Genomic DNA, 20,951 nt, shown 5'->3' with positions numbered 1-20,951 from the left:
GTATGTACCATCCGAGTGAAATATGGGAAGGGAAAGGGTTTCAAGAGGCTAGGGATATCGGGCCGAAGGTCCCTCCAGTGTTCTGGACGACCTGATCGTATATGGCTGACCCCAGCATCTCCGTGTAGATCTCGTTAGCCTTCTCGCCGATGTTAACATCCGCGAACTGGTCGGGGTAGAGCACCTTGCCCACGAAGTAACAGGATGCCAGAACAGTATCCCAATTGCTGGCATACCAGTTGGTCTGCAGGACGCCGTACACATGGCCGTCCTTGAAGGCGTTGATCTCGTCCAGGGAGGTCTTGTACTGAGCGTATTGCTGCTTGGCCAGCGACAGTCCAGCCAGGTCTACGAAGACATAGTCTGGGTTCTTCGCCCATATCTCCTCGACGTTGATCTGCCCTGTGCCGGTGGACAGGAGGCTGGTGGTTATGATATTGGTGGCGTTCAGATATACGAACGGTACGTAATTGGTTGTGGTCCAGTCCAGGCCGTGGTTACTGCCGTAGGACAATCCGCCGACGTACACCGTAGGCCTGTCCGCCTCGGATATGCTGGCCACTCTGGACTTTAGGTCACCTATCACCGAATCGACGTACTCCTTTAGCTCGGTCGCTCTGGGCTGAGTACCCAATACCTCGCCCACCAGGTCCAACTGGGCATAGAACTTGTTGATATTAGTGGTCAGGTCCACACTGGTGATGAGTCCTACTACAGGTATGCCCAGGTTTTTCTGCAGAGCGTCACAATCAGACCCCTGCTGAGTTTTGGGAGAGTAGATGATCACCTCAGGGTTCAGACGAGCCATGAGCTCCGCATCCCCTCCGAACTGGGGACCGACGCTGGGCAGGGACGCATACTCGGGATGGGCTATGGAATAGGTCCTGCCACCCACCGCGGCCGCCGAGGTGTTCTTCTCAAAATCCTCGACCCCGATGACCCTCGCCGATCCATTCAGATAGCTAACGAAGCGCAGGGCCGAGGTACCGGCGGTCACGACCGTCTTCACGTTCTTAGGCACCTCTACGGACCGGCCGAACATGTCGGTGACGGTGATCGTTCCCTGTTCGTCCTTATCGCCTCCATCCTTGGAACTCCCCGCGCTCATGACCGCATAGAGGCCGGCCACGATCAGCACCGCCACGATGGCGACGGCTCCTACGATAGCATAGGTGCGCTTCATCGGCTCATGCCCCCTGAGCGTGCTCGAGGACGAAAGCGGTCAGTTCGGATATGCCGTCCACGGGAGCATCCAGGGGCTGCCCGACGAGCCCTCTGTGCTCAACCTCCCGGTCCCGGGGGATGATCGCGATGACCTCCTTCCGATCTAGGACCTTCAGGATCTGGTCCGCGGCGTCCTTGTCCGCCTTGTTCAATATGAAGTAGGCCGGCTTCCCGGCCTCCTCGGCCATTCCCCGGATCTTGGCTGAAAGGCGGATGGACTCGAATGAGGGGTCCAGTACCGCTATGACCAGGTCCGCTCCCTTGGCCACTCCCCGGCCGAGATGCTCCACCCCGGCCTCGGTGTCCACTATGGCGATGTCCTTGGGTCCCAGCCGGAGATTCTTCAGAAAGTCCCTGGACAGGCCGCCCATGGGGCAGGCGCATCCTTCCCCGAAATGCTTGACCTTGCCTACCTGCAGCAGGTTGAGGTCCCCCTTCCGGGACAAGCACTCCTCAGGTATCTCGTCAATGCTCCAGGACTGGTCAAATATGGGAGCGACGGGCTCCTTGATATCCTTGGCGAACGCGGCCCTCATCTTATCCCCAATCGCTTTCTTCCCGCCCAGATGTTCCATCAGCTCCTGGGAGTGCTCCATGCCAAGCAGGGCTTCGAGACCATAGTTCGACTCATCGGTGTCCACTATGAGGGTTCGATAGCCCCTGCTTATGAGATCCATAGCCAAGAGGGAAGAGATCGTGCTCTTCCCGCTGCCTCCCTTTCCAGATATAATTATTTTCATAGTATCCCGCTTGTCTAACCTTCTCTCTTAAGAGGTGTTAGGAGGGATAACATCGTTACTAATTAATGTTACGAATTTTTAATTCGTATTACTTTGCTTTCGTTCTCATCGATACCGCTCCGGGATGAACTCTCGATGGCTTGACCTAACGCTACTGATGATGGTGACGATCAAAGCACAGCTGCGGACGCCATATAGCGGCAGTACGGACCGGCATGGCCGTGCCGAATGCAACAGGGCAATCGGGATAAAAGACGCCCCGAGGAATGGCCGGGGCCGCGGGACGATGCGACGACCAGCGGGCTCTGCCCCCCATCGGAGCGGGCCACGGCAATGAAATGGCGACCCCCGTTCAACCTTTGTACATCTTTTCCAGAGGGTCCCTGTTCGTCGAGAACATGGCGCCGAACGATTCGAAATGGCCGATCTCCCTGATGGTGCAGAAATGCATTCCATCGTCGGACCCGGTCATCATCAGAGGTCTCGCCCCTTCCACGTCCAGATGGCCGTCCTTTCCGTACACCGAATCTTCCACCTCCAGGCGGACCACCTTGCCCATTATGAGGACATACTGGTCCTCCTCATATAGCCGGTCCAGCTTGCACTCCATCCAGGCGTAGCAACCCATGATGCCGGGAGCTTTGATAGACTTGGAGGGATGTTCGTCGAGGCCGGCCACCTCGAACTCGTCCTCCTCCGGAGGAGAGTACCTAGCGGTCGGGACCACCTTGTCCGAAAGGCTCGCTCCCGGCAGGTTGATGACGAACTCCCCCGTCTCCCGGATATTGTCCAACGTGTCCCGCCGCTTGGCCGTGGCCACGCAGACCAGGTCAAGCGGCCTTAGCACAGTGGTCACGCACGAGTACGGCGCGATGTTTCTCACTCCATCCTTGCTGATGGTCGATATCAACGTCACCGGCAGGGGCATCAGCGATTCCCGTTTGAACGGCTTGAGTTCCATGTTTACCGGAAGGTCATGCGTATCACGAAATATAAATTCGTGCTACTGCGAGACGGAGGTCTCCGGACCATCGAGAGACCGCGGGCGCGGTCGGTCAGGCAATGACCCGCTGGACGTCCTCGACCGTAGGCTTGGCCTTGAGGATCTCGGCGCAGGACCTCATTACCGTGTCGGGGTCCTTGAGGACGTTGCCGGTGCAGATGCACACCACCCTCTCGTCCCTGGCCACCACGCCCTCGTCGACCAGCTTGATAAGCCCGGCGATGGATGCCGCCGACGCCGGTTCGACGCCCACCCCCTCCGTTCGGCCCAGGAGCTTCTGGGCGTCGAGGATCTGTTCGTCGGTGACGTCTGTCGCGCAGCCTCCCGTGTCGTAAATGGCCTTCAGCGCCTTCTTGCCGCTGACCGGGTTGCCGATGCGGATCGCTGTGGCTAGGGTCTCGGGGCTGGCCTCGGGCTCGAAGTCCCGCCGGCCCGCGCGGAAGGCCCTGACGAGCGGTGCGGACCCGGCCGCCTGGATGCCGGTGAGCTTGGGGATGCGGTCGATCCACCCCAGCGCCTTCCACTCAGTGAACGCCTTGTGCACCGCGCTGATGTTGCCGGCATTTCCCACGGGCAGGATGATGCGGTCCGGCACGTCGAAGTCCAGCTGGTCCACAATCTCGAAGGCCACGGTCTTCTGCCCCTCCGGGCGGAACGGGTTGATCGAGTTCAGGAGATACAGGACGCCCTCCCTCGCCAGCTGCCTTGTTACCCGGAGGGCATCGTCGAAGTTGCCGTCCACCATGACCACCTTGGCGCCGTAGAACATCGCCTGGGCCAGCTTACCGGCGGCGACCTTGCCCGACGGCAACAGCACGATGCATGTCCGCCCGGCCTTCGCCGCATACGCGGACAGCGAGGCGGAAGTGTTGCCGGTGGAAGCACAGCCCACCGTCCCGCACCCCAGTTCCACCGCCCGGGTGACCCCCACGGTCATCCCCCGGTCCTTGAACGAGCCGGTGGGGTTGGCGCCCTCGTACTTGACGTGGACGCTCTTGACGCCTACCTTGGAACGGAGATCTTGGCAGTCGTACAGCGGGGTGCCGCCCTCCAGGAGCGACACCGCCTTGGACGGGTCCACCGGCAAGAACGGAGCGTACCGCCATACCCCCATCGGCCTCCGCCTCAAATCGTAGGGGCGCATCCCCGAGGCCTCGTCCAGGTCCATCTCGATGGTCAGCAGCCCGCCGCACTTGGGGCAGGAATCGACGAACGGGTCGTCGACCTCGCTGCCGCACTCGAAGCACCGTACCTTGTACATCTCACAGCCTCCTGCACCCTTCGCCCCAGGTGGTCACCCAGCTGTCGCTCTTGACCCCATTGTCGCCGTACACGGCGCGGACCGCCTCGGCGATGGCCTCGCCGTCGACCTTCTTCCGGTCGTAGACGGCGATGACACAGGGACCCGATCCCCCCAGGAATGCCCCGGCCGCCCCGGCCTTGACCGCCGCGGCTTCCGCTTCTCTCAGGTGAGGGTTGAGGGGCGCGCGGGCCGGCTCCACCACCTGATCGGCCATGCTCCGGCCGATCAGATCGATGTCTCCCGTCCACATGCCCAGCATCAGCGAGGCGGCGTTGCCGACCTCGAAGATCATGCTCTTCAGCGGTATGCTGGTGGGCAGCACCTTCCTCGCCTCGCGGGTGTTCACCAGGAAGTCAGGCATGGTGACCACCACTCCCAGGTTCGCAGGCGGTTCGGCGCGGTGGATCTCGAACGGGTCGTAGGCCCGGATGACCGTGAACCCGCCCATGACCGCTGGGCCCACGTTGTCGGCGTGGAAGCTGCCGGAAGTGACCTGCTCGGCTCGGGCGGCGCAGTGGACCAATTCCTCGGACCGCAGCGGCTTGTCGAGGAGCATGTTAGCGGCACAGGCCCCCCCGGCCGCCGAGGCCCCCGAGGAGCCGATCCCGGAACACGGGCGAATGCCCTTTTTAATGCGTAGGGCGATTCCGGACACCGAGCCGGACCGCTCCAGCACGGCCAGGGCAGCGATCCCCGCGGAGTTCTTGGCCGCGTCGGTGGTGATGCTGGAAGCTCCCGGGCCTTCGACCGCCTCGATGATGACCTCGCGTTCCGGGATCATCCTTGCCTCCACCACGTCATACGGCTCCCTCAGCGCTAGCCCGAACACGTCGAAACCGGAGCCGAGGTTCGATAGGGTCGCCGGAGACCTCACCGTCACCTTGTCCATGACCATTCCGTCCATGGCGATGCCCTGGGCACCGCCCTTCGCGCCATCGGGACCATCGTATTATAATATTTCTGACCGGACAATGCTGGCCGCTACGAACCTCGAGGACCGGCCGAGCGCAAACATCTTATGCCCAGGGAGGGATGCCCGCGGAGATGGCCAAGGTCGACGTGGTGGGCGCCAAGGGAAGTGTGAACGATCCGGAGGCGTTGATAGCGGCGCTGCGCTCCATCGAAGGCGGGGAGGGTGCCGCCCTGGACGCGGACATGGTATGCGGCCGGGATCACCTGTGCTCGGCAGCCATGCACGCCCTGAGGGCGTTCGATCGCGGGGACCGTATCTCCTCGAGCCTGGCGGTGGAGACCGTATTGTTCGCTTCGGGGGAGCGACAGATCTCCAAAGCATTCAAGAAAGTCGGCCTCAGGGCCGGGGCGGAACGCGTGGCGCTAGTGTTCTTCGATGTGAACGACGTTGAGGCAGCCCTGCGTTCGCTCGGCCTGGTGAGGGACGACAATGTCCTGGCCCCCTCAGTGGAGAAGGCCAAGCGCTTCGGCATCACCGGGTCGGAGCTCGGGGCGGTGCCGGCCGGCAAGTACCAGGAGCTCGTGCTGGAGCGAGTGGCCTTCGCCGGGCTGCCTAAATAGCCCAGACCGATTTTCAGGACCAAACCCTTAAGAATCGACCGTTCGATGGAACGCGACGCGTCAGTGACGCCCAGGGATTGGGATTGACCAGCGATTACCTCAAGCAGCTCCAGCTTACCAAGCAGCTGGAGCAGAAGGCCAAGGAGGCCGCCAAGAACCGCAAGCTAGCCGAGGAAAGGCTGACTCAGGCGGACGGCGAGGTGGCCAGGGCCAAGAAGATGGGCGCTGAGACCAAAGCCCTGGAGGAGGAACACAAGGAGGCTCAGTTGGCCTTCGGCCGGCGCGAGTATGCGGCCGCGTTGGACCTCTCTGACAAGGTGGCCTTGGACGCCAGGAAGCTCCAGGCAGATAAGGTCGAGGAGGTGCTGGAATCGGCCTACGGCGTGGTCGCCATGGTCGAGGACAAGGGGGAGGACCACCGCGCCGTCGAGGTCCTCCTCGATCGGTCCAGGCAGCTGATGAAGGAAGGTCGGACGGAGGAGGCCATGGCCGCGGCGGTCGACACTCGGACCGCTGCCGAGCAGTACGCCGACCGCCGGATGTCGGAGATGTTTGTCCAGCTCGCCCACCTCATCGATGTCGGGGAGAAGGAGAAGCTGGCGGTGGCCGCCCGCAAGCAAGCCCTGGCCAAGGCCATCAAGCTTCATGAGGAGGGGGACCGGGCGGGTTCGCTGTCCAAGGCTGTCACCTGCTTCAAGGGCCTCCAGGAAGCGTTCTCCAAGCTGGCGGAGACCAGAGCTAACTCGATCATGGAACTGGTGGAAGGAGCCATCGAGGGCGGGGACATGTCCGTCGTCACCGGGCTGGTGGAGAGGTCCCGCGAAGCCATGGCCCGGGGCCGTATCGAGGAGTCCTTCCAGATACTGGATGAGGCCCAGGCGGCCATCCGTCCCGTCCTGGCCAATGCAGTAGAGGTCCTGCTCGCCCGCCAGCGGGAGAGGAATGAATGGCTCAACGCCCACGGATTCAGCGCCGTGCGGTTCGCCCCAGCCATCAAGAAGGTCTCCGAGGCTTATGCCGCCGGGGACAGCGAGGAGGCTCTGGAGCTCCTCCGCCGCTCGGAGAAGACCCTCCGGGAGAGCGAGATGGAGATCGTGCTCAATCATATCGAGACCCTGCGCCCCCGGATGGTACTGGCCAAGCGGACCAACCTCAACATCGATAGAGTGGTGACCCGCCTCGAGGAGGCCCGCACCGCAACCGTCTACGGCCGAGCCGGTGAGGCAATGGACATCGTGGACGAGGCTTCGGCCGAGCTCGACGACGTCCTCGCCCCCTTCCGCCGGGTGGAACGAGAGTTGGACACGACCCGTAAGGCCTTCCTGCAAGCCCGTCGCATGCATATCGTGTCCACCGAGGCCAGCCAGCTGGTGGCCAAGGCCCGCGAGGACGCCCTGGCGGGAAGGCTGGGAGACAGCTACGACACCCTGGCGAAGGCCAGGGGAGTCCTCACCCGCATCGTCCAGGAGCGCTGCGCCCGCCAGGTGTTCAACGGCCATTTGATGGTCGCTGCAGGCATCTCTATCGGAGCGGACGTCGAGGACAAGGCCGAGGATCTGGACGATGTGGTGGAAGATCTCAAGGAAGGCATCCTGGACGGCATCTCCGCGCGGCTGGCAGCGCTCAATCTGGAGCTAGAGGCGGCCCTTATCGCCGGCACCTTGGCCGAGCTCCGGCGGGCTACTCAGGCCATGGAATCGGTGCCTACCGACACCGACCTCTCCGCGGCCCTGGAGATTAAGCGACAGGCCCAGGAGATGCTGGACAGGAAGGACTGGTACAGCTCCCGTACTCTGGCCGAGAGGGTGAGGGAAGAGATCGAGAAGGCCCGGCGGACGACCGTGACGGCCCGCAAGGCCCAGGCCCGAGCCTTGATCGGCATATGCGCTCAGCTGAAGACTGAATCCCAAACCCTGGTCGAGCGCATGGCCTCCATCGAGCTGGAGCGGGGGACCGACGATGAGACGATCAGACAGGTCGATGAGATCATCATGTTCGCCAAGGCCCTCGCCCGGGATGAGGTCGCCCGGGCCCTGGCCCAGGTCGTGCGGTCCTCAGCCGCGGCGCGCAAGAAGGGCGTCTCCACCGCCCATGTCGACCGCCTGACCGAAGAGGCGTCCCGGTCGCTGACGGATGATGATCTGGAGAGAGGATTCACCGCCTACGAGGGAGCGAGAAAGGAACTGGAGAAGACGACCGCGATGCATAGCGAGGTATACGACCTCATCGTCCTCCTGTCCCGCCTTAGCGGGGAGCTGCACCTTCCGGCCGACAGCAAGGTGCCCCAGCAGCTGCTGGAGACGAAACGCTTGTTCGAGGCCGGATTGTATGATGGGGCACGGACCTCGGCCCGGGCATGCTACAAGGAGGCGGAAACGGTCGGAGCGGCCATCCTGGCCCCCCGGGCCATGCAGGAGGCCAAGGCTCTGTTGCCGGTGATAAAACAGCTCGGGATAAGCACCGAGGCTGCCGAAGCAGCCCTGGCCGCGGCCGCCGAGGACCTGCGGAAGGGGGAAGCCTTCACCGCCCTGGCCTCGGCGAAGGAGGAGCGGCGTAAGATGGTCGATACCGCCACCGAGAGCATCCAGGCGGAGATCAAAGAGGTCCGTGGGATGCTCCAGGAGTACGGCAGCCAGCACGTGGCCCTCACGGTCATGGACATAGTGGAGAAGGCCGAGAGCCTGCTGGCCGACCAGCGATTTGCCGACGCATTGCAAGCTGCCAGGTTCGCCCGCAACGAGGCCGGCCAGTTCCTGAACGCCCGCGCCTCGGCCGGCCATGAGCTGAGCGTTGCCGACGCCGGCATCCGCGCCATCGAGTCCCTTGATATCGATGTCAGCGAGGCCAGGGAGATCTTGGACCAGGCTCGGAAGCACCGCATCGGAGGGCGGTGCAACCTGGTGGCGGAGATCGCCCGCAACGCATTGCAGGGCGCCCGGGTCAAGGCCGAGGAGGCCATCCTTGCCAGCCTGGCCGGGATAGAGCAGGAGACAGATCTCCAGGACCTGAAGGGCAAGGACCTCGGGCGAGGGCCCAGGACGGCCCGCGATAATATTCTCTCTGACCTCAAGGAAGGAAGGTACACCGCCGCCCACATGGGGCTGGATGTCTACCGTGACAGCCTGACCGAGCTGAGGGAGGTCCGGGAGACTTGCATCACCTCCCTGTCCAAGCTGAGCGAGAGCATGGTCAGGCTGCCGGTCTCGCCGTACAAGAGCGAGGCCGAAGCCCTGCTCACCAGGGCCCAGAAGGCCTTCCAGGAGGGGGCTTTCCACGACGCCCTGGCGCTGTCCGGAGAGTGCCGAGCGGCCGGTAGCTCGGCCTTAAAGCGCCACCAGCTGGCATCCATCCGCCTGGAAGAGGCGCGCGGTAACGTGCTGGAGGGCGAAGGCAGGAAGGCCATAGTGCCGGAGGTGGCCGACCTACTGGAGGCTGCCGGGAAGGCTCTGGCTAACGGACGCTATGAGAGCATGGACACTCTGTTGCTGAGGGCGCTGAGAATACACTCCCGGGAAAGGTCCAAGGCCAACGCCCAGGCCATCGCCGATCTGGTCAATACCGCCGCCCTTTTCGCGCGGGCGGGCCTGCCCCTGGACGACCTCCCCCTGGAGGCCAGAAGCCTGCTGGACCGGGGGACCTGGAACATCCTGGAAGTGAGGAACCTCCGGGAGACGACCGCAGAGGTGCACCAGAGAGTACGCAAGGCGGTGGAGGAACGTTTGACCAGGACCAAGCGGCTGGTGGACCGCGGCCGCGGTGAAATGGAGGCTGCCCGATCCCTGCTCGCCTCGGCCTCCAAGGCCCTGGCCGACGACAGATTGGAGCCAGCGCTGTCGCTGGTCACCGACGCAGAGCGGGCCATCGGAGCCACGGTGGCCGACGTTCTGGAGGCGCGGGAGCTTACCCGGCGATATCGCGAGCAGGCCGGGCTCGCTCTGGCCCTGGGGGGCGAGCAGGCGGGCATCGACAGCTATCGCCAGGCACTGGCGGCCAGCACCCTGACGGTGTCCCTGGGCCATCTTCGCAAGGCAGTGACAGCGATTGAGGGCGCCAACGCCCGGTTCCTGCCGGATCTCCAACTTAGGGCCGCCCGGGTGGTCAACGCAGGGCCGGCCCCCGCTATCTTGGTCACCGTGAACGGCGGCCGGGATGGGGAATCGACCATCGCCCCGGTGCTGTGGCCCGAGCGATCGGTCAAGCTCCCCGGTCCCCCCAGCAATCGGATCACGGTGGTCTACCGCACCCTCTTCATGCCCCGATCCTCGGTGAAGGAACTGGTCCGGGAAGGTTCAGCCTGAAAAGTGTAGCCAACGTACGAAGGCGGCCCTGCTCATTAAAAAAGGAAGATGTAAAGGGTTTTCACGGGGCGGGGGCGACCACGGGCATGAACTTGTAGCCGTAGTGGATGATCCCCGATGGTCCCTCCTCTCCGAGCTTCCGTATCACGGCCTGGACCTTCATGCCGATGACCACCTCGGCTGGGTCGCAGTCGATGACCTGGCCGGTGACCCGGATGCCTTCGTCCATCTGGATGATGGCGATGACGTACGGCTTCTGCAGCTCGAACTGCGACGGGGCGTCGTGGACCACCGAGAAGCTCATGACCTCTCCGGTGCCCTTCAACTTGAACGGCTCCATCTTCCCTATGCTCTTACGGTGGCAGATGGGGCACACCGTCCTCGGCGGGAAGTACAGACGGCCGCAATTGCCGCACTTCGCTCCGGTAAGGTTGTACCTCGGCTCGTTCTCTCTCCAGAACCTTGCAACCGCCATTTAGTTCACCCTCCCCAGGACGTTGACGACCGCGGTGGCACCGGTACCGCCGACGTTGTGCGCCAGGCCTGCCGTGGCGTTGGCCACCTGCCGCTTGCCCGCCTCGCCCCGTAGCTGGGTGACGAGCTCGACAACCTGGGCGATGCCGGTGGCCCCCATGGGGTCGCCGCGCGCCTTCAGCCCGCCGGAGGTGTTGACCGCCAGCTTGGCGCCCAGGGCAGTCTGTCCGTCCTCGGTCGCCTTTCCCCCGGCACCCTTGGGAAAGAACCCCAGGTCCTCGATGGCCAGGATCTCGGAGATGGTGAAGTTGTCATGCACCTCGGCCATTTGCACGTCGTTGGCCGTTATCCCAGCCTGCTTGAACGCCCGCCTGGCGGCCAGGGTGGTGGCGTCGAAGCGGGTTATGCTCTCCCGGTGGGCAAGGGCCAGGGTGTCTGAGGCCTGGCCGGAGCCCAGGATCTTCACCGGAGTGTCGGTATACTTCTTGGCCTTTTCCAGCGGGCACAGCACGACCGCCGCCGCGCCGTCGGACATGGGGGCGCAGTCGAACATCCCCAGCGGCTCGGCCACCGGGGCGGACTTGATCACTGTGTCCAGCTTGATCTCCTTCTGGAACTGGGCCTTGGGGTTCAGGGAACCGTGCTTGTGGTTCTTCACCGCCACCGCGCCCAGCTGCTCCCTGGTGGTCCCGTACTCGAACATGTGCCTCCGAGCGATCAGGGCGTGGAGCGCCGGGAAGGTCGCACCGAAGGTGGTCTCCCACTGCTGGTCCGCCGCCGTCGCCTGGATCTCGGTCGACAGAACGTCGCCGACGTCGGTCATCTTCTCCGCCCCGCCGACCACGACGATGTCGTGGATGCCCGAGGCCACAGCCATATATCCCTGCCGGAAGGCCAATCCTCCGGAAGCTCCGGCGGCCTCCACCCGAGTGGCGGGGATGTGGTCCCTGGCCATACCGGAGTAGTCGGCGATGAGCGCCCCGATGTGCTCCTGCTCGATGTACTTCCCGGCGGACATGTTGCCGACGTACAGCGCATCGATCTCCTCACCCGTCAGGTTGGCGTCGGCGACCGCGGCCAGCCCGGCCTGGATACCGATCTCGCGGAACGACATGTCCCACAGTTCGCCGAACTTGGTGTCCCCTATGCCGATGATGGCGACCTCTCTCATTCCGCTCCCCCCTTCATCCTGATCTTGCCGCGATATTTGGCGTAGGTCGCGTAGTCGAGGAACTTCTTCTTCTCGACCAGGTCCTTGACCGACGGGGCGGCGCTCCGTCTCAAGTTCAATATCTCGTCCGTCACCGTGATGTCAAAGGCGTCTGACCCCGCGCCCGAGCCGTAGGCCACGGCGAAGATGCGGTCGCCCGGTTTGGCAACGTCAAGTACAGACGCCAGCCCCAGGGGCACCGCGCCGGAGTAGGTGTTGCCGATGAACGGCGTCAGCAGCCCAGTCTCGATCTGCTTTTCGGAGAAACCCAGCTGCTTGGCCACCCGCACCGGGAACTTGCCATTGGGCTGGTGGAAGATGGCATGCTGGTAGTCGGCGGGCTTCGTCCCCATGGCGTCCAGCAGGTTCTTGGCAGCGGCCATCACATGCTTGAAGTACGCCGGCTCGCCGGTGAACCGGCCGCCGTGCGACGGGTAGCACTGGCCTTCACGCCTCCAGAAGTCCGGAGTATCGGTGGTGAAGGAGCAGGTGCGGTTGATGCGGGCCACGACCTTCTCGGCGCCGATCAGGTATGCCGCCCCGCCGGCGGACGCGGAGTACTCCAGCGCGTCCCCCGGGGCGCCTTGGGAGGTGTCCGCGCCTATGGCCACGCCATAACGGACCATGCCCGAACCGACCAGTCCCATGCACGTCTGGATGGCCGCGGTCCCGGCCTTGCAGGCGAATTCATAATCGGCGACGGTGAGGTTGGGCGACGCCTCGATGGCCTCAGCCACCACCGTGCCGGTGGGCTTGACCGCATAGGGATGCGACTCCGAGCCGACGTAGATCGCGCCTATGTCCTTGGCGCTCACATCGCAGCGGCGCATCATGTTCCTGGCCGCCTCGATGGCGATGGTTATGACATCCTCGTCCGGCGAGGGGACGGACTTGGAGAAGATCAGGAGGTTGCGGCTCATGGCCTCCCCGTCGGTTCCCCATACCCGGCCTATTTCCTGTGGCGCTATCCTGTACCGGGGCAGGTAGGCCCCATAGCTGACTATACCTACATCCATTCTGTTCCTCCTAGGTGAGCTTCTTCAGCCGTTCGACCATGGTGGCGATCGGCATGTCGATCTTGATAAGCGGGATGTTCTCCAGCGTCGCCAGTTTGATGGCCAGCTGGTCCACGTGCTCCGGGCGGTGGTAGCCGACGATGCTCGGCTTGAGCGGATGGGCCCGGATGGCGATCATGGGAGAGCGGCCGAACTTGACGCCAGAAAAGATGAGGGCGCGTTCCGACGACCATCCGTAGATCTTGAGGTAATCGAACGATGACAACGAGGTGATGGCCTTGATGGAATCGATGACCGTGTAGCCATGGATGTGCCGGTCGAGGGATATCCCCTGGTTCAGGGGCTCCGCCTCGATGAGGTCCATGAGGTCCTGCGCCGAGATGCTGGTGCGGAACTCGTTGATGCTGATGATGCAGTCATGCTTCTCCCCCAGGTCATACCTCTTCAGGACATTGGAGCCGGACGCCTCGTCCAGGTCGATCAGGCCGTCCACCATTCGGCGGATGATCGCGATGCCCGGAGAGCGTCGCCGTCCGGACTCGTAGTCGCTGATGACCGACGGAGAGATGTCAAGGTGCCGTGCCAGCTCCTGCTGGGAGATACCGAACTCCTCCCTCCACTTCCGAATAGTCTTGCCCGCGTCGGCGGAGAGGGTGATCTCCCCGGCGATCTTTTCGCGCAGCTGCTCCCTCATCGCACCGGCACCAGCTGGCTGCATATTTATATCTGTCGTAGGGACTATACGACAATATTTGAAAAAGAGAAAGCTGGGTCCGACAATCGTCGTGAAGGTTTCGCTACCGAGCCGAGAACGCGATCATCCACGCCGCCCATGAGGGCGGCGGGCAGGGGAGCGGGGGCGCGAGGATCGGTTTGAGCGTTCTCTGCCGTTCGGCCGGACGCACGGTCGCCTCATCGCCCATGAGGTCGGTGACCGACCTACTGCCGTCCGGCACGCTCCCGGTGGTACGACGTCCACGAGGAGAGCAGCAGAACGAACAGGCCGATGTTGGCGACCAGGCAGACAATGCCGGTGATCTGAAGCACCGGCATAAGGCCCAGAGGGTAAGGCGATTGCTCTGTCGATGAGGTCAATTTGACGGTTTCCCCGGCATCGTGGCTCATCACTACCACCTGACTGTTATGTGAGATCCGGAACTCCCTGACGACGTGCGTGGTGTTCATCGCCGAGTACTCGGACTGGAAATCGAACGGCTGATCGCTCCTCGCCGCCCGCAGGCCGTCGAGGTCGGTGAGATATACATCGAGGGTCCGGCCGTCGGTCGAGGAGACCTCGAACTTCACATAGTTGCCCTTGTCCAGGTCGAGGGGGATGTTGTAAACGTCGAACCCCTGCCCGGCCGAGGTGCCCCAGTTACCAGAATATGAACGATCCTGGACCGCCTTCTGCACATACCACCCGACGGCCGAGACCGCCAGGAGCATAGCTATGATTCCCACCACCCGCCACCGTTTCATGGACGGAGGGGGATTAAATTGTCAGATATATGCACTTGTCCCATCGTTGCAGAGGATGCGTCACCAACCACGATGGAAACAGGTGATGAGACTATGTCACGATGGAGCGATGGGGATGTGTATCGGACGCTGAGACTGAAGCTCATTCTGACCGAGGAGCAGAAGGCCGCGCTCCTCAGGACAGAGTGATGCGTGCGATGAGGCGTTCGACCTCGCGACACGGTGGCCAGGAATCGGGCAGGTGACAGCGAGGAAGCGTGATCGGACATATTGCAGGCGATTGACGTTCTTTATCTCTGGACGTGACGAGTTGAATGTATATGCCGTAAAAGCATTTCTCACAATCTCATCTTTTTGCCAGCCATGCGATAGCCTTATAATATTAGTCCATATTAGCCCAACCAACCTACGGGGCCGTGGGCTAGCTTGGTAAACTCCATGGTTCGGGACCATGGGTCTCCGGTTCAAATCCGGACGGCCCCACCATTTTCCAATTCTGGCTTGATCTGTTCTTTGTGTCACCACATTGATCTGCGGACCCGTCCGGGCCCCCGCGTCCCGCCGCTCCGCGAGCTCTCCTCGCTCCCCAGGAGAAGTTACTTCTCTTTCCACCAGAGATAGGCATCAGGCATGAAGGGACCAAGAGATCAGGATGAGGTCGAGGGGCAAGGCACCGTCCCCCGTCGCCCCCTCGGCCGCACGGGCGTCGAGGTCTCGGCCATCGGCCTGGGAGGTTACCACATCGGCATTCCCGATCTGCCGGAGAAGGAGAGCGTGCGCATCATCCGCACCGCCATCGACAGCGGCATCGACTTCCTGGACAACAGCTGGGACTACAACCAGGGGGAGAGCGAGAGGCGAATGGGCGTGGCTCTCGAGGACGGCTACCGGGACCGGGCCTTCCTCATGACCAAGATCGACGGCCGCGACCGACGGACCGCAAGACGGCAACTCGACGAGTCCATGGATCGACTGCGCACCGACATCGTAGACCTCTTGCAGTTCCACGAGATCATCCGCCACGACGACCCTGACCGCGTGCTCGCTGCCGGAGGCGCGTTGGAGGCGGCACTGGAGGCTCGTGACGACGGCCTGGTCCGCTTCATCGGCTTCACCGGACACAAGAGCCCAGACATGCACAACCATATGCTGGACCTGGCGGACGACCTGGGGTTCCGGTTCGATACTCTGCAGATGCCGCTCAACCTGCTCGACGCGCACTTCGACAGCTTCGAACGACAGGTCCTGCCCCGGGCGGTGGAGAAGGGGATGGGGGTCCTGGGCATGAAGCCACTGGGCGCCGGAATGGTCCTGGAGAGCGGTGACGTCTCTCCGACCGAGTGTATACACTACGCCATGAGCTTGCCTACGAGCGTGGTGATCACCGGCTGCGACTCCGTGGACATTCTGAAGCAGGCGATCGCCGCCGGACGCACGTTCCGGCAGTTCGACGAGGAGGAGCTGGACGGCCTTCGCGCCCGCACCGCCCGCGTGGCCGCGGGGGGTTCGCTCGAGACCTACAAGACCGGCGATCGGCACGACAGCACGGTGAAGAACCCGCAATGGCTGGGGTCGGTGAGAGAGACCACGGTCAGGAGGTGAGCGGCAGGTTTATGGCTGTCCGCGCGGTGGGGCGAGTCGATGCCAATACGTCCTCTCGTCCCTTCCGACCTGCCCGAGGTGCTCGCGGTGCAGCGCTCCGCCTATCCTGAGGTCTTGCTTGAGTCATCGGCATCCTTTGACCGGAAGATCAAGCTATGGGGACGAGGGGCGTTGGGGGGTTTCGACGATGATGTGCTGGCAGCATACCTATTCTGCCACCCCTGGGCCCTCGGCGAGGTGGCGCCGCTGGACGCCCGGAACATGGTGCTGCCCGAGCGCCCCGACTGTCTTTATGTCCACGATCTAGCGGTGTACGCCGACCACCGCGGCAAGGGATGGGGGGACCGCCTGGTTCGGGAGGCCCTAGCCATCGCTCAGGAGCAGGACCTGGGGGCATGCGCGCTGGTAGCGGTGCAGCGGTCCCGGCCGTTCTGGGAAAGGCACGGATTCCTGGTGCAGAGGGATCTCCAGTACGCGGCGGGGATCGACGCCCACTACATGGTCAGGCGGGCCAGCACGGGCGATGGACGCAATAAGGGCGAAGACCAGCGCCCTTCCAGCGGGACGGGATGATGGCCAGCATCGGCCCTCAGAATGATGAAAAAACGCCTTTCCTTCAGTATAATAAGTAGTGAACGGACAACCCTTTTAAACCACCGGTCGGCACCTGATTACGATCAACATGGCCAACGGAACGGGTTACATCGAGGTGGAGCCGGGCGTGGAGATCCACGTTCAGGACTGGGGAGAGGGCCGGCCGATCGTTTTCATCCATGGCTGGCCGCTGAACCTCAGGATGTTTGACGCGCAATCGCTGGAACTGCCCGCCAGGGGGATCCGGGTGATCGCCCTGGACCTGCGAGGGTTTGGCCTTTCGACCAAGACCTGGGAGGGCCTTGACTACGATGTCTGGGCCAGCGATGTGGGCCGCGTCATCTCTATCCTCGGACTGAACAACGTCACCCTGGCGGGCTTCTCCATGGGCGGGGCCATCGCCGCTCACTATGTGGCAACGTCGAAGGACCCCCGGGTGTCGAAGCTCGCCCTGCTGGCGGCGGCCGTTCCCCGGCTACAGGCTAGCCAAGACTTCCCTGAGGGAGTGCCGGCGGAGGCGATCACGACGATCCTGGACGGCGAGCACGCGGACATCGCCAAGGGCAAGAGCGACTTCGGGAAGAACTTCTTCTCCACAGATGCCAGCCCGGAGCTGCACCGGTGGTACGACCAGATGGGGCTGGAGGCGCCGCCCCGATCCACCATCAGGGGGTTCGAGGAGCTGAGGGATCGCGATCTCAGGCAGGAGATGGGGCACATCGACCTTCCCACCCGGATCTTCCACGGAGTCAACGACCACATCGTTCCCTTCGCCCTGGCACAGGCCCAGAACCGCCTGATCAAAGGCTCGAAGCTCGTCAAGTTCGATGTCGGGGGGCATGCGTTCTGCTATGAGGAACGGGACCGGCTGAATGATGAACTGGAGAAGTTCGTGATGGAGGGAGAGCCGGGGGTCAGGGACCGGACGATGATGAGGACCCTGGTGTAGTCGCCCCCGCCACAGCCTGTGATCACGCCCGGCCCCGGGCCAGCTCCTTGGTCCTCGCCAGACCCTGAGCCAGGAGCTCCAACGTCCCGCATCTCCGTTCGTACCTCAGGTGGAGGTCGGCGGCGAACCGGCGGGACATGGTTTCGAACTCCTCCATATTCCCCAGCCCATCGTCGATGAACAGCACCCGCTGATAGCCGTCGAACATCGTCCTCAGGTACCAGTCCAGGTCCAGGCCTACCTCTCGATAGTTGGGCATCTGCTCACTGAGCTTGCGCTCGAACCACTCCCGGCCCATCTTGGAGAAGTATGGGGTGTGATACATCGTCCCCGCGCAGATCTTGCGCTCGCGGGCGTACTCCTCGGGGGTGATCAGCACGCCGATGCAGTCGTCGCCCACCAGCTGGACCGTGGGCACCCGCATCTCGGCGACAACGTCCTTCAGGGAGTTACATATGCCGTAGCCCAGCAGCACGGCGTCCACCTTGCCTTCCAGGGAATTGACCTTGTCGATGACCACTCGCTTGAGATCCTCGGGGTACTCGTGCAGGCCGAACTCCAGATACTCCTTGTATACGATATCCTCGTCGCCCTGGATCAGTTCCTCGAGGCCCCGTTCAAAGGTCTCGCACGCGATTATGCCGATCCTCATGATCTCTTCCTGGCCGGGCATGCCGCGGCACACCCGTCGCCGCTTGTTGCAAGGGCCATCGTAATATTAATGTATTTCTAAGTCATACTTTTCTATTACGGTGTCCGATGAGCAGCGACGAGCTGAAGGAACAAATCGAGGCCTTGCGGTCCGAGGTGCGGCAGCTGAACGACTCCTTCACCAGCCTGCGCGACGAGGACATCCGCAGGGTTTTCGCCCAGCAGGTGCGCTCGGTGCTGGTGGAGAGGATCGACCGGGGACTGGGATGGCCCGGCGTGGCTGCCAGCGGCAGGTGGCGGGACGCACTGGTGGAGTGGTTGAACGAGACTCTCGAAGCCTTCGAGCAGGGTGGACGGGAAGAGGTATTCCGCGCCCTGGCACGGAGGAGCGCACGCCAGGCGGTGAGGGGAGCCGATGTACCTGACGTGGACATGCTGGCTGACAGCCTGGAAACCCAGGTGAGATCATATCTGGACACCTACAATCTCGCTCTAAGCTCATCACGAAAAAAAGGGGGGCGGAACGGATCGCTCGAGGAGCTTAGACCGGAAGAGGTGGAGGTGGCCCTGGGACCCCTGTCCAACGCGATCCGCATCGGCATCCTCCAGCATCTATCCCAAGAGGACGACAGCCTGGCTTCGATCTCCCGGATCAAGGGTTTGCAGAAGGGGCACCTCCAGTTCCACCTGCGGTCATTGCTGGAGGGCAGGTACATAGGCTATGACAAAAAGAGCCGCCTGTATTCCCTGAGCCCGCGAGGGCGGAGAGCCCTCGACGGCCTGACCAGGCTCATGGCCGAACTTGAACGATAATAAAAGATATTGGGCGCCGCCGTCACCGGATGATGCCCATCCTCAGAGCCATTCCAGCCAGACCGAACAACCCGCCGACGAACACCATACCGCCGTCGTAGCCGATGCTGCTACCGAACATCGCCGCCACCCCCCAGAAGAGGAAGATGGCCGACAGGCCGAGCACGATCAGGTCCATCATATGGGCGATGGGTTTCAACAGATGGGGCATGATGATCATGCCCAGGAACAGCAGCCCACCCACGATGGCGAACAGGCCGAGTAGCACGTACTGGGCGCGGGCCAGATAGGACAGCGAGGCAAAGTTATCGAACCCTGCCACCAGCAATAGGGCCGAGGAAATAAGGAATAGTACGTCGCCTAGATGGACGTTCCTGACCGTCGCCACACGGGGAGGGCGGAACAGCTGGGCAGGGTAGGGCGGGACGTGAGGGGGCGCCGCTTGTCCTCCCGGCGGGGCTACCGGGGCGGCCGGCGCCGTATCACTGACGGGGACCATCCGGGCCCCGCACGCCATGCAGAAGGTCACTCCTTCGGCGTTCTCGTTACCACAATTTTCGCATCTCATATCTTCCCTTCCGTCCAGATAACACCTGCGGCCAGGTATAATACTTGGCTTTAAATCTCGGTCCATCAATAATGAGGCCCTTGGGTCGGGCCGAGGTCCGGTGCGTGGGCTACGGCCTCAAGTCCGCGAGGGCATAGGCTCTTGAACCTCCCTGGCCATGATAGATGTATGCGGGAGAGGTTTTCGATCGGCATCGATATCGGCCGCAGCAACGTGCGGGCGGCTCGGGTCGAGGGGGGCCGACCAACGGAGATTCTCAGGGAGCGCACCGATGTCCCCGGGGGGCCGCAGGGGGTCCTGGACCAGGTCCGGGAGATGATCATGCGGCTGGACCTCGGGATGCAGGCGCCGGTCGGGGTGGGGATCGCTGGTCAGGTCGACACCGGGCGAGGGTTGGTGCGCTGCGGGCCCAACCTGTTCTGGCCGGACATCCCGTTCCAGAACATGCTCGCCGAGGCCGTAGGAGCTCCAGTGGTTCTGCGCAACGATGTAGTGATGGCCACCGTCGGCGAGTGGAAGCACGGGGCCGGGCGGGGGGTCGACGACCTGGTCTGCCTTTTCGTGGGCACAGGCATCGGGGGCGGGGCGGTCGTCGATGGCCGTCTGCTCGAGGGTGCCACCGGTTGCGGGGGCCACTTCGGCCACATCTCGGTGCAGTTGGACGGTGCCGATTGTACCTGCGGTCGCCGGGGGTGCGTGGAAGCTTACGCCGGAGGCGCCAGCGTCGAGAAGCGGGTGCGGAGGGCGGTGGCAGAGGGCACCGGTGGGGATATGCTTCCCATGATGTGCGCCGGGTACCCGGAGGTCATCGGCTGTCCGATGGTGGCGACCGCCGCGGAGCGGGGAGACCCCTTCGCCCTGAGGGTCCGCGACGAGATGGCCGCGGCGCTGTCGTCGTCGGTGGCCAGCGTAATCAACTCATTGAACCCGAAGAAGGTCGTGCTGGGCGGAACGGTCCTCTTCGGATTCCCCGGCCTCTTTGACATGGTGATGCAGGGGGCGAAGACCCAGTGCCTCCGGCCGGCGGCCGACGGGTTGACCGTGGAACCGTCCACCCTGGGCGACCTGGCCGGAGTGGTAGGGGCAGCGACCCTGGCCTTGGAGATCTACGGTTGATTCCGACGCCGGGAGGCTTCCGCGTCGATGGTGGCCAGCAGCATCTTCAGCCTCCGGCCTTTGAGCTGAAGCTCGCGACCGTCTATGCTGCGAGCTTCAGGGCACAGAGCATCGATGAGGACCTCTCCGTCCTGGTCGACGTTGACCGGGTACAGTGCACACCCCAGGGGCCGGGCTTGGTACTCGCGGCAGCGCTTCCTCTCCGGATCGTAAAAGAAGCACCACACACCCACGTTGCGGAGGCGGGGAATGCCGTCTACCCCCACGTAGGAGAACTCCGAGCGGCGGTATCCCCGACGCTCCAGGCGAGCCATGTCCGCCTCGCTGAGCTCCATTATGGTGTCCTGACAGCACTTCTGACAGTGGGAGCAACGCATG

The 20,951-nt window shown here is 63.2% G+C and carries 21 protein-coding genes and 1 tRNA gene; 8 read left to right on the top strand and 14 right to left on the bottom strand.

What is annotated here, in order from left to right; all coding sequences use genetic code 11:
* Positions 1 to 40: 40 nt before the first annotated feature.
* From SA339_08010 to SA339_07990, 5 genes are all read right to left on the bottom strand, one after another.
* The gene (locus tag SA339_08010; GenBank protein MDW5563156.1) at positions 41 to 1,183 is read right to left on the bottom strand and encodes an ABC transporter substrate-binding protein; all 1,143 of its coding nucleotides are present in this window, start codon (positions 1,181 to 1,183) and stop codon (positions 41 to 43) included.
* Positions 1,184 to 1,187: 4 nt separating this feature from the next.
* Positions 1,188 to 1,964 (bottom strand): P-loop NTPase, encoded by a 777-nt coding sequence (locus SA339_08005; protein ID MDW5563155.1) that lies wholly within the window; start codon positions 1,962 to 1,964, stop codon positions 1,188 to 1,190.
* A gap of 352 nt (positions 1,965 to 2,316) precedes the next feature.
* Positions 2,317 to 2,925 (bottom strand): flavin reductase family protein, encoded by a 609-nt coding sequence (locus tag SA339_08000; GenBank protein ID MDW5563154.1) that lies wholly within the window; start codon positions 2,923 to 2,925, stop codon positions 2,317 to 2,319.
* Between the two features lie 94 nt (positions 2,926 to 3,019).
* Positions 3,020 to 4,228: a threonine synthase gene (thrC, locus tag SA339_07995; GenBank protein ID MDW5563153.1), complete on the bottom strand. Its 1,209-nt coding sequence runs from the start codon at positions 4,226 to 4,228 to the stop codon at positions 3,020 to 3,022.
* Position 4,229: 1 nt separating this feature from the next.
* A complete protein-coding gene (locus tag SA339_07990) occupies positions 4,230 to 5,174 on the bottom strand; it encodes a homoserine kinase (protein MDW5563152.1) in 945 nt (314 codons plus the stop codon).
* Positions 5,175 to 5,302: 128 nt separating this feature from the next.
* Between SA339_07990 and cgi121 the strand changes: the two genes are divergently transcribed.
* Entirely contained in the window at positions 5,303 to 5,803 is a 501-nt protein-coding gene (cgi121, locus tag SA339_07985; GenBank protein ID MDW5563151.1) for a KEOPS complex subunit Cgi121, read from the top strand.
* 83 nt (positions 5,804 to 5,886) lie between these two features.
* Positions 5,887 to 10,101 carry a hypothetical protein gene (locus SA339_07980; protein ID MDW5563150.1) on the top strand — a complete coding sequence of 1,405 codons (4,215 nt, stop codon included), beginning with the start codon at positions 5,887 to 5,889 and terminating at the stop codon, positions 10,099 to 10,101.
* A gap of 61 nt (positions 10,102 to 10,162) precedes the next feature.
* Here the strand turns inward: SA339_07980 and SA339_07975 are convergent, their stop codons facing one another.
* The 6 genes from SA339_07975 to SA339_07950 form a co-directional block, all read right to left on the bottom strand.
* The gene (locus SA339_07975) at positions 10,163 to 10,576 is read right to left on the bottom strand and encodes a Zn-ribbon domain-containing OB-fold protein (GenBank protein MDW5563149.1); all 414 of its coding nucleotides are present in this window, start codon (positions 10,574 to 10,576) and stop codon (positions 10,163 to 10,165) included.
* The gene (locus SA339_07970; GenBank protein ID MDW5563148.1) at positions 10,577 to 11,746 is read right to left on the bottom strand and encodes a thiolase domain-containing protein; all 1,170 of its coding nucleotides are present in this window, start codon (positions 11,744 to 11,746) and stop codon (positions 10,577 to 10,579) included. It abuts the gene before it with no gap.
* Positions 11,743 to 12,801, bottom strand: coding sequence for a hydroxymethylglutaryl-CoA synthase (locus SA339_07965; GenBank protein ID MDW5563147.1), 1,059 nt, complete (start codon positions 12,799 to 12,801; stop codon positions 11,743 to 11,745). The genes SA339_07970 and SA339_07965 overlap by 4 nt, the downstream gene beginning before the upstream one ends.
* Positions 12,802 to 12,811: 10 nt before the next feature.
* Positions 12,812 to 13,495 carry a helix-turn-helix domain-containing protein gene (locus SA339_07960; GenBank protein MDW5563146.1) on the bottom strand — a complete coding sequence of 228 codons (684 nt, stop codon included), beginning with the start codon at positions 13,493 to 13,495 and terminating at the stop codon, positions 12,812 to 12,814.
* Positions 13,496 to 13,598: 103 nt separating this feature from the next.
* Positions 13,599 to 13,757, bottom strand: coding sequence for a hypothetical protein (locus tag SA339_07955; GenBank protein ID MDW5563145.1), 159 nt, complete (start codon positions 13,755 to 13,757; stop codon positions 13,599 to 13,601).
* Complete coding sequence (locus tag SA339_07950) at positions 13,741 to 14,280, bottom strand: hypothetical protein (GenBank protein ID MDW5563144.1); 540 nt, start codon at positions 14,278 to 14,280, stop codon at positions 13,741 to 13,743. The genes SA339_07955 and SA339_07950 overlap by 17 nt, the downstream gene beginning before the upstream one ends.
* A 410-nt stretch (positions 14,281 to 14,690) precedes the next feature.
* On the opposite strand from SA339_07950, the gene SA339_07945 reads away from it, so the two are divergent.
* From SA339_07945 to SA339_07930, 4 genes are all read left to right on the top strand, one after another.
* Positions 14,691 to 14,766: transfer RNA gene (locus tag SA339_07945), tRNA-Pro, on the top strand.
* A gap of 144 nt (positions 14,767 to 14,910) precedes the next feature.
* Positions 14,911 to 15,882, top strand: a complete 972-nt coding sequence (locus tag SA339_07940; protein MDW5563143.1) for an aldo/keto reductase — start codon at positions 14,911 to 14,913, stop codon at positions 15,880 to 15,882.
* A gap of 39 nt (positions 15,883 to 15,921) precedes the next feature.
* Entirely contained in the window at positions 15,922 to 16,455 is a 534-nt protein-coding gene (locus tag SA339_07935) for a GNAT family N-acetyltransferase (GenBank protein MDW5563142.1), read from the top strand.
* Between the two features lie 109 nt (positions 16,456 to 16,564).
* Positions 16,565 to 17,425 (top strand): alpha/beta hydrolase, encoded by an 861-nt coding sequence (locus SA339_07930; protein ID MDW5563141.1) that lies wholly within the window; start codon positions 16,565 to 16,567, stop codon positions 17,423 to 17,425.
* A 22-nt stretch (positions 17,426 to 17,447) separates the two neighbouring features.
* Here SA339_07930 and SA339_07925 read toward each other — a convergent pair whose 3' ends face one another.
* A complete protein-coding gene (locus SA339_07925; GenBank protein MDW5563140.1) occupies positions 17,448 to 18,098 on the bottom strand; it encodes a DUF1638 domain-containing protein in 651 nt (216 codons plus the stop codon).
* An 86-nt stretch (positions 18,099 to 18,184) separates the two neighbouring features.
* On the opposite strand from SA339_07925, the gene SA339_07920 reads away from it, so the two are divergent.
* The gene (locus SA339_07920) at positions 18,185 to 18,889 is read left to right on the top strand and encodes a hypothetical protein (protein ID MDW5563139.1); all 705 of its coding nucleotides are present in this window, start codon (positions 18,185 to 18,187) and stop codon (positions 18,887 to 18,889) included.
* A gap of 22 nt (positions 18,890 to 18,911) precedes the next feature.
* On the opposite strand, the gene SA339_07915 is transcribed toward SA339_07920, so the two are convergent.
* Positions 18,912 to 19,457: a zinc ribbon domain-containing protein gene (locus SA339_07915; GenBank protein MDW5563138.1), complete on the bottom strand. Its 546-nt coding sequence runs from the start codon at positions 19,455 to 19,457 to the stop codon at positions 18,912 to 18,914.
* Positions 19,458 to 19,625: 168 nt separating this feature from the next.
* Between SA339_07915 and SA339_07910 the strand changes: the two genes are divergently transcribed.
* Positions 19,626 to 20,573: an ROK family protein gene (locus SA339_07910; GenBank protein ID MDW5563137.1), complete on the top strand. Its 948-nt coding sequence runs from the start codon at positions 19,626 to 19,628 to the stop codon at positions 20,571 to 20,573.
* On the opposite strand, the gene SA339_07905 is transcribed toward SA339_07910, so the two are convergent.
* Positions 20,564 to 20,950, bottom strand: a complete 387-nt coding sequence (locus SA339_07905; GenBank protein ID MDW5563136.1) for a YkgJ family cysteine cluster protein — start codon at positions 20,948 to 20,950, stop codon at positions 20,564 to 20,566. The genes SA339_07910 and SA339_07905 overlap by 10 nt on opposite strands.
* Position 20,951: the final 1 nt, after the last annotated feature.

The sequence above is a fragment of the Methanomassiliicoccus sp. genome (assembly GCA_033485155.1).
GTDB lineage: Archaea > Thermoplasmatota > Thermoplasmata > Methanomassiliicoccales > Methanomassiliicoccaceae > UBA6.
This window is presented reverse-complemented; position numbering and strand designations above follow the sequence as displayed.

What these genes read in the sequence shown, in the direction of transcription:
- SA339_08010 (MDW5563156.1), bottom strand. Translation starts at nt 1,183, where the DNA reads ATGAAGCGCACCTATGCTATCGTAGGAGCCGTCGCCATCGTGGCGGTG.
- SA339_08005 (MDW5563155.1), bottom strand. Translation starts at nt 1,964, where the DNA reads ATGAAAATAATTATATCTGGAAAGGGAGGCAGCGGGAAGAGCACGATC.
- SA339_08000 (MDW5563154.1), bottom strand. Translation starts at nt 2,925, where the DNA reads ATGGAACTCAAGCCGTTCAAACGGGAATCGCTGATGCCCCTGCCGGTG.
- thrC (MDW5563153.1), bottom strand. Translation starts at nt 4,228, where the DNA reads ATGTACAAGGTACGGTGCTTCGAGTGCGGCAGCGAGGTCGACGACCCG.
- SA339_07990 (MDW5563152.1), bottom strand. Translation starts at nt 5,174, where the DNA reads ATGGACGGAATGGTCATGGACAAGGTGACGGTGAGGTCTCCGGCGACC.
- cgi121 (MDW5563151.1), top strand. Translation starts at nt 5,303, where the DNA reads ATGCCCGCGGAGATGGCCAAGGTCGACGTGGTGGGCGCCAAGGGAAGT.
- SA339_07975 (MDW5563149.1), bottom strand. Translation starts at nt 10,576, where the DNA reads ATGGCGGTTGCAAGGTTCTGGAGAGAGAACGAGCCGAGGTACAACCTT.
- SA339_07970 (MDW5563148.1), bottom strand. Translation starts at nt 11,746, where the DNA reads ATGAGAGAGGTCGCCATCATCGGCATAGGGGACACCAAGTTCGGCGAA.
- SA339_07965 (MDW5563147.1), bottom strand. Translation starts at nt 12,801, where the DNA reads ATGGATGTAGGTATAGTCAGCTATGGGGCCTACCTGCCCCGGTACAGG.
- SA339_07960 (MDW5563146.1), bottom strand. Translation starts at nt 13,495, where the DNA reads ATGAGGGAGCAGCTGCGCGAAAAGATCGCCGGGGAGATCACCCTCTCC.
- SA339_07950 (MDW5563144.1), bottom strand. Translation starts at nt 14,280, where the DNA reads ATGAAACGGTGGCGGGTGGTGGGAATCATAGCTATGCTCCTGGCGGTC.
- SA339_07940 (MDW5563143.1), top strand. Translation starts at nt 14,911, where the DNA reads ATGAAGGGACCAAGAGATCAGGATGAGGTCGAGGGGCAAGGCACCGTC.
- SA339_07935 (MDW5563142.1), top strand. Translation starts at nt 15,922, where the DNA reads ATGCCAATACGTCCTCTCGTCCCTTCCGACCTGCCCGAGGTGCTCGCG.
- SA339_07930 (MDW5563141.1), top strand. Translation starts at nt 16,565, where the DNA reads ATGGCCAACGGAACGGGTTACATCGAGGTGGAGCCGGGCGTGGAGATC.
- SA339_07925 (MDW5563140.1), bottom strand. Translation starts at nt 18,098, where the DNA reads ATGCCCGGCCAGGAAGAGATCATGAGGATCGGCATAATCGCGTGCGAG.
- SA339_07920 (MDW5563139.1), top strand. Translation starts at nt 18,185, where the DNA reads ATGAGCAGCGACGAGCTGAAGGAACAAATCGAGGCCTTGCGGTCCGAG.
- SA339_07915 (MDW5563138.1), bottom strand. Translation starts at nt 19,457, where the DNA reads ATGAGATGCGAAAATTGTGGTAACGAGAACGCCGAAGGAGTGACCTTC.
- SA339_07910 (MDW5563137.1), top strand. Translation starts at nt 19,626, where the DNA reads ATGCGGGAGAGGTTTTCGATCGGCATCGATATCGGCCGCAGCAACGTG.
- SA339_07905 (MDW5563136.1), bottom strand. Translation starts at nt 20,950, where the DNA reads ATGCGTTGCTCCCACTGTCAGAAGTGCTGTCAGGACACCATAATGGAG.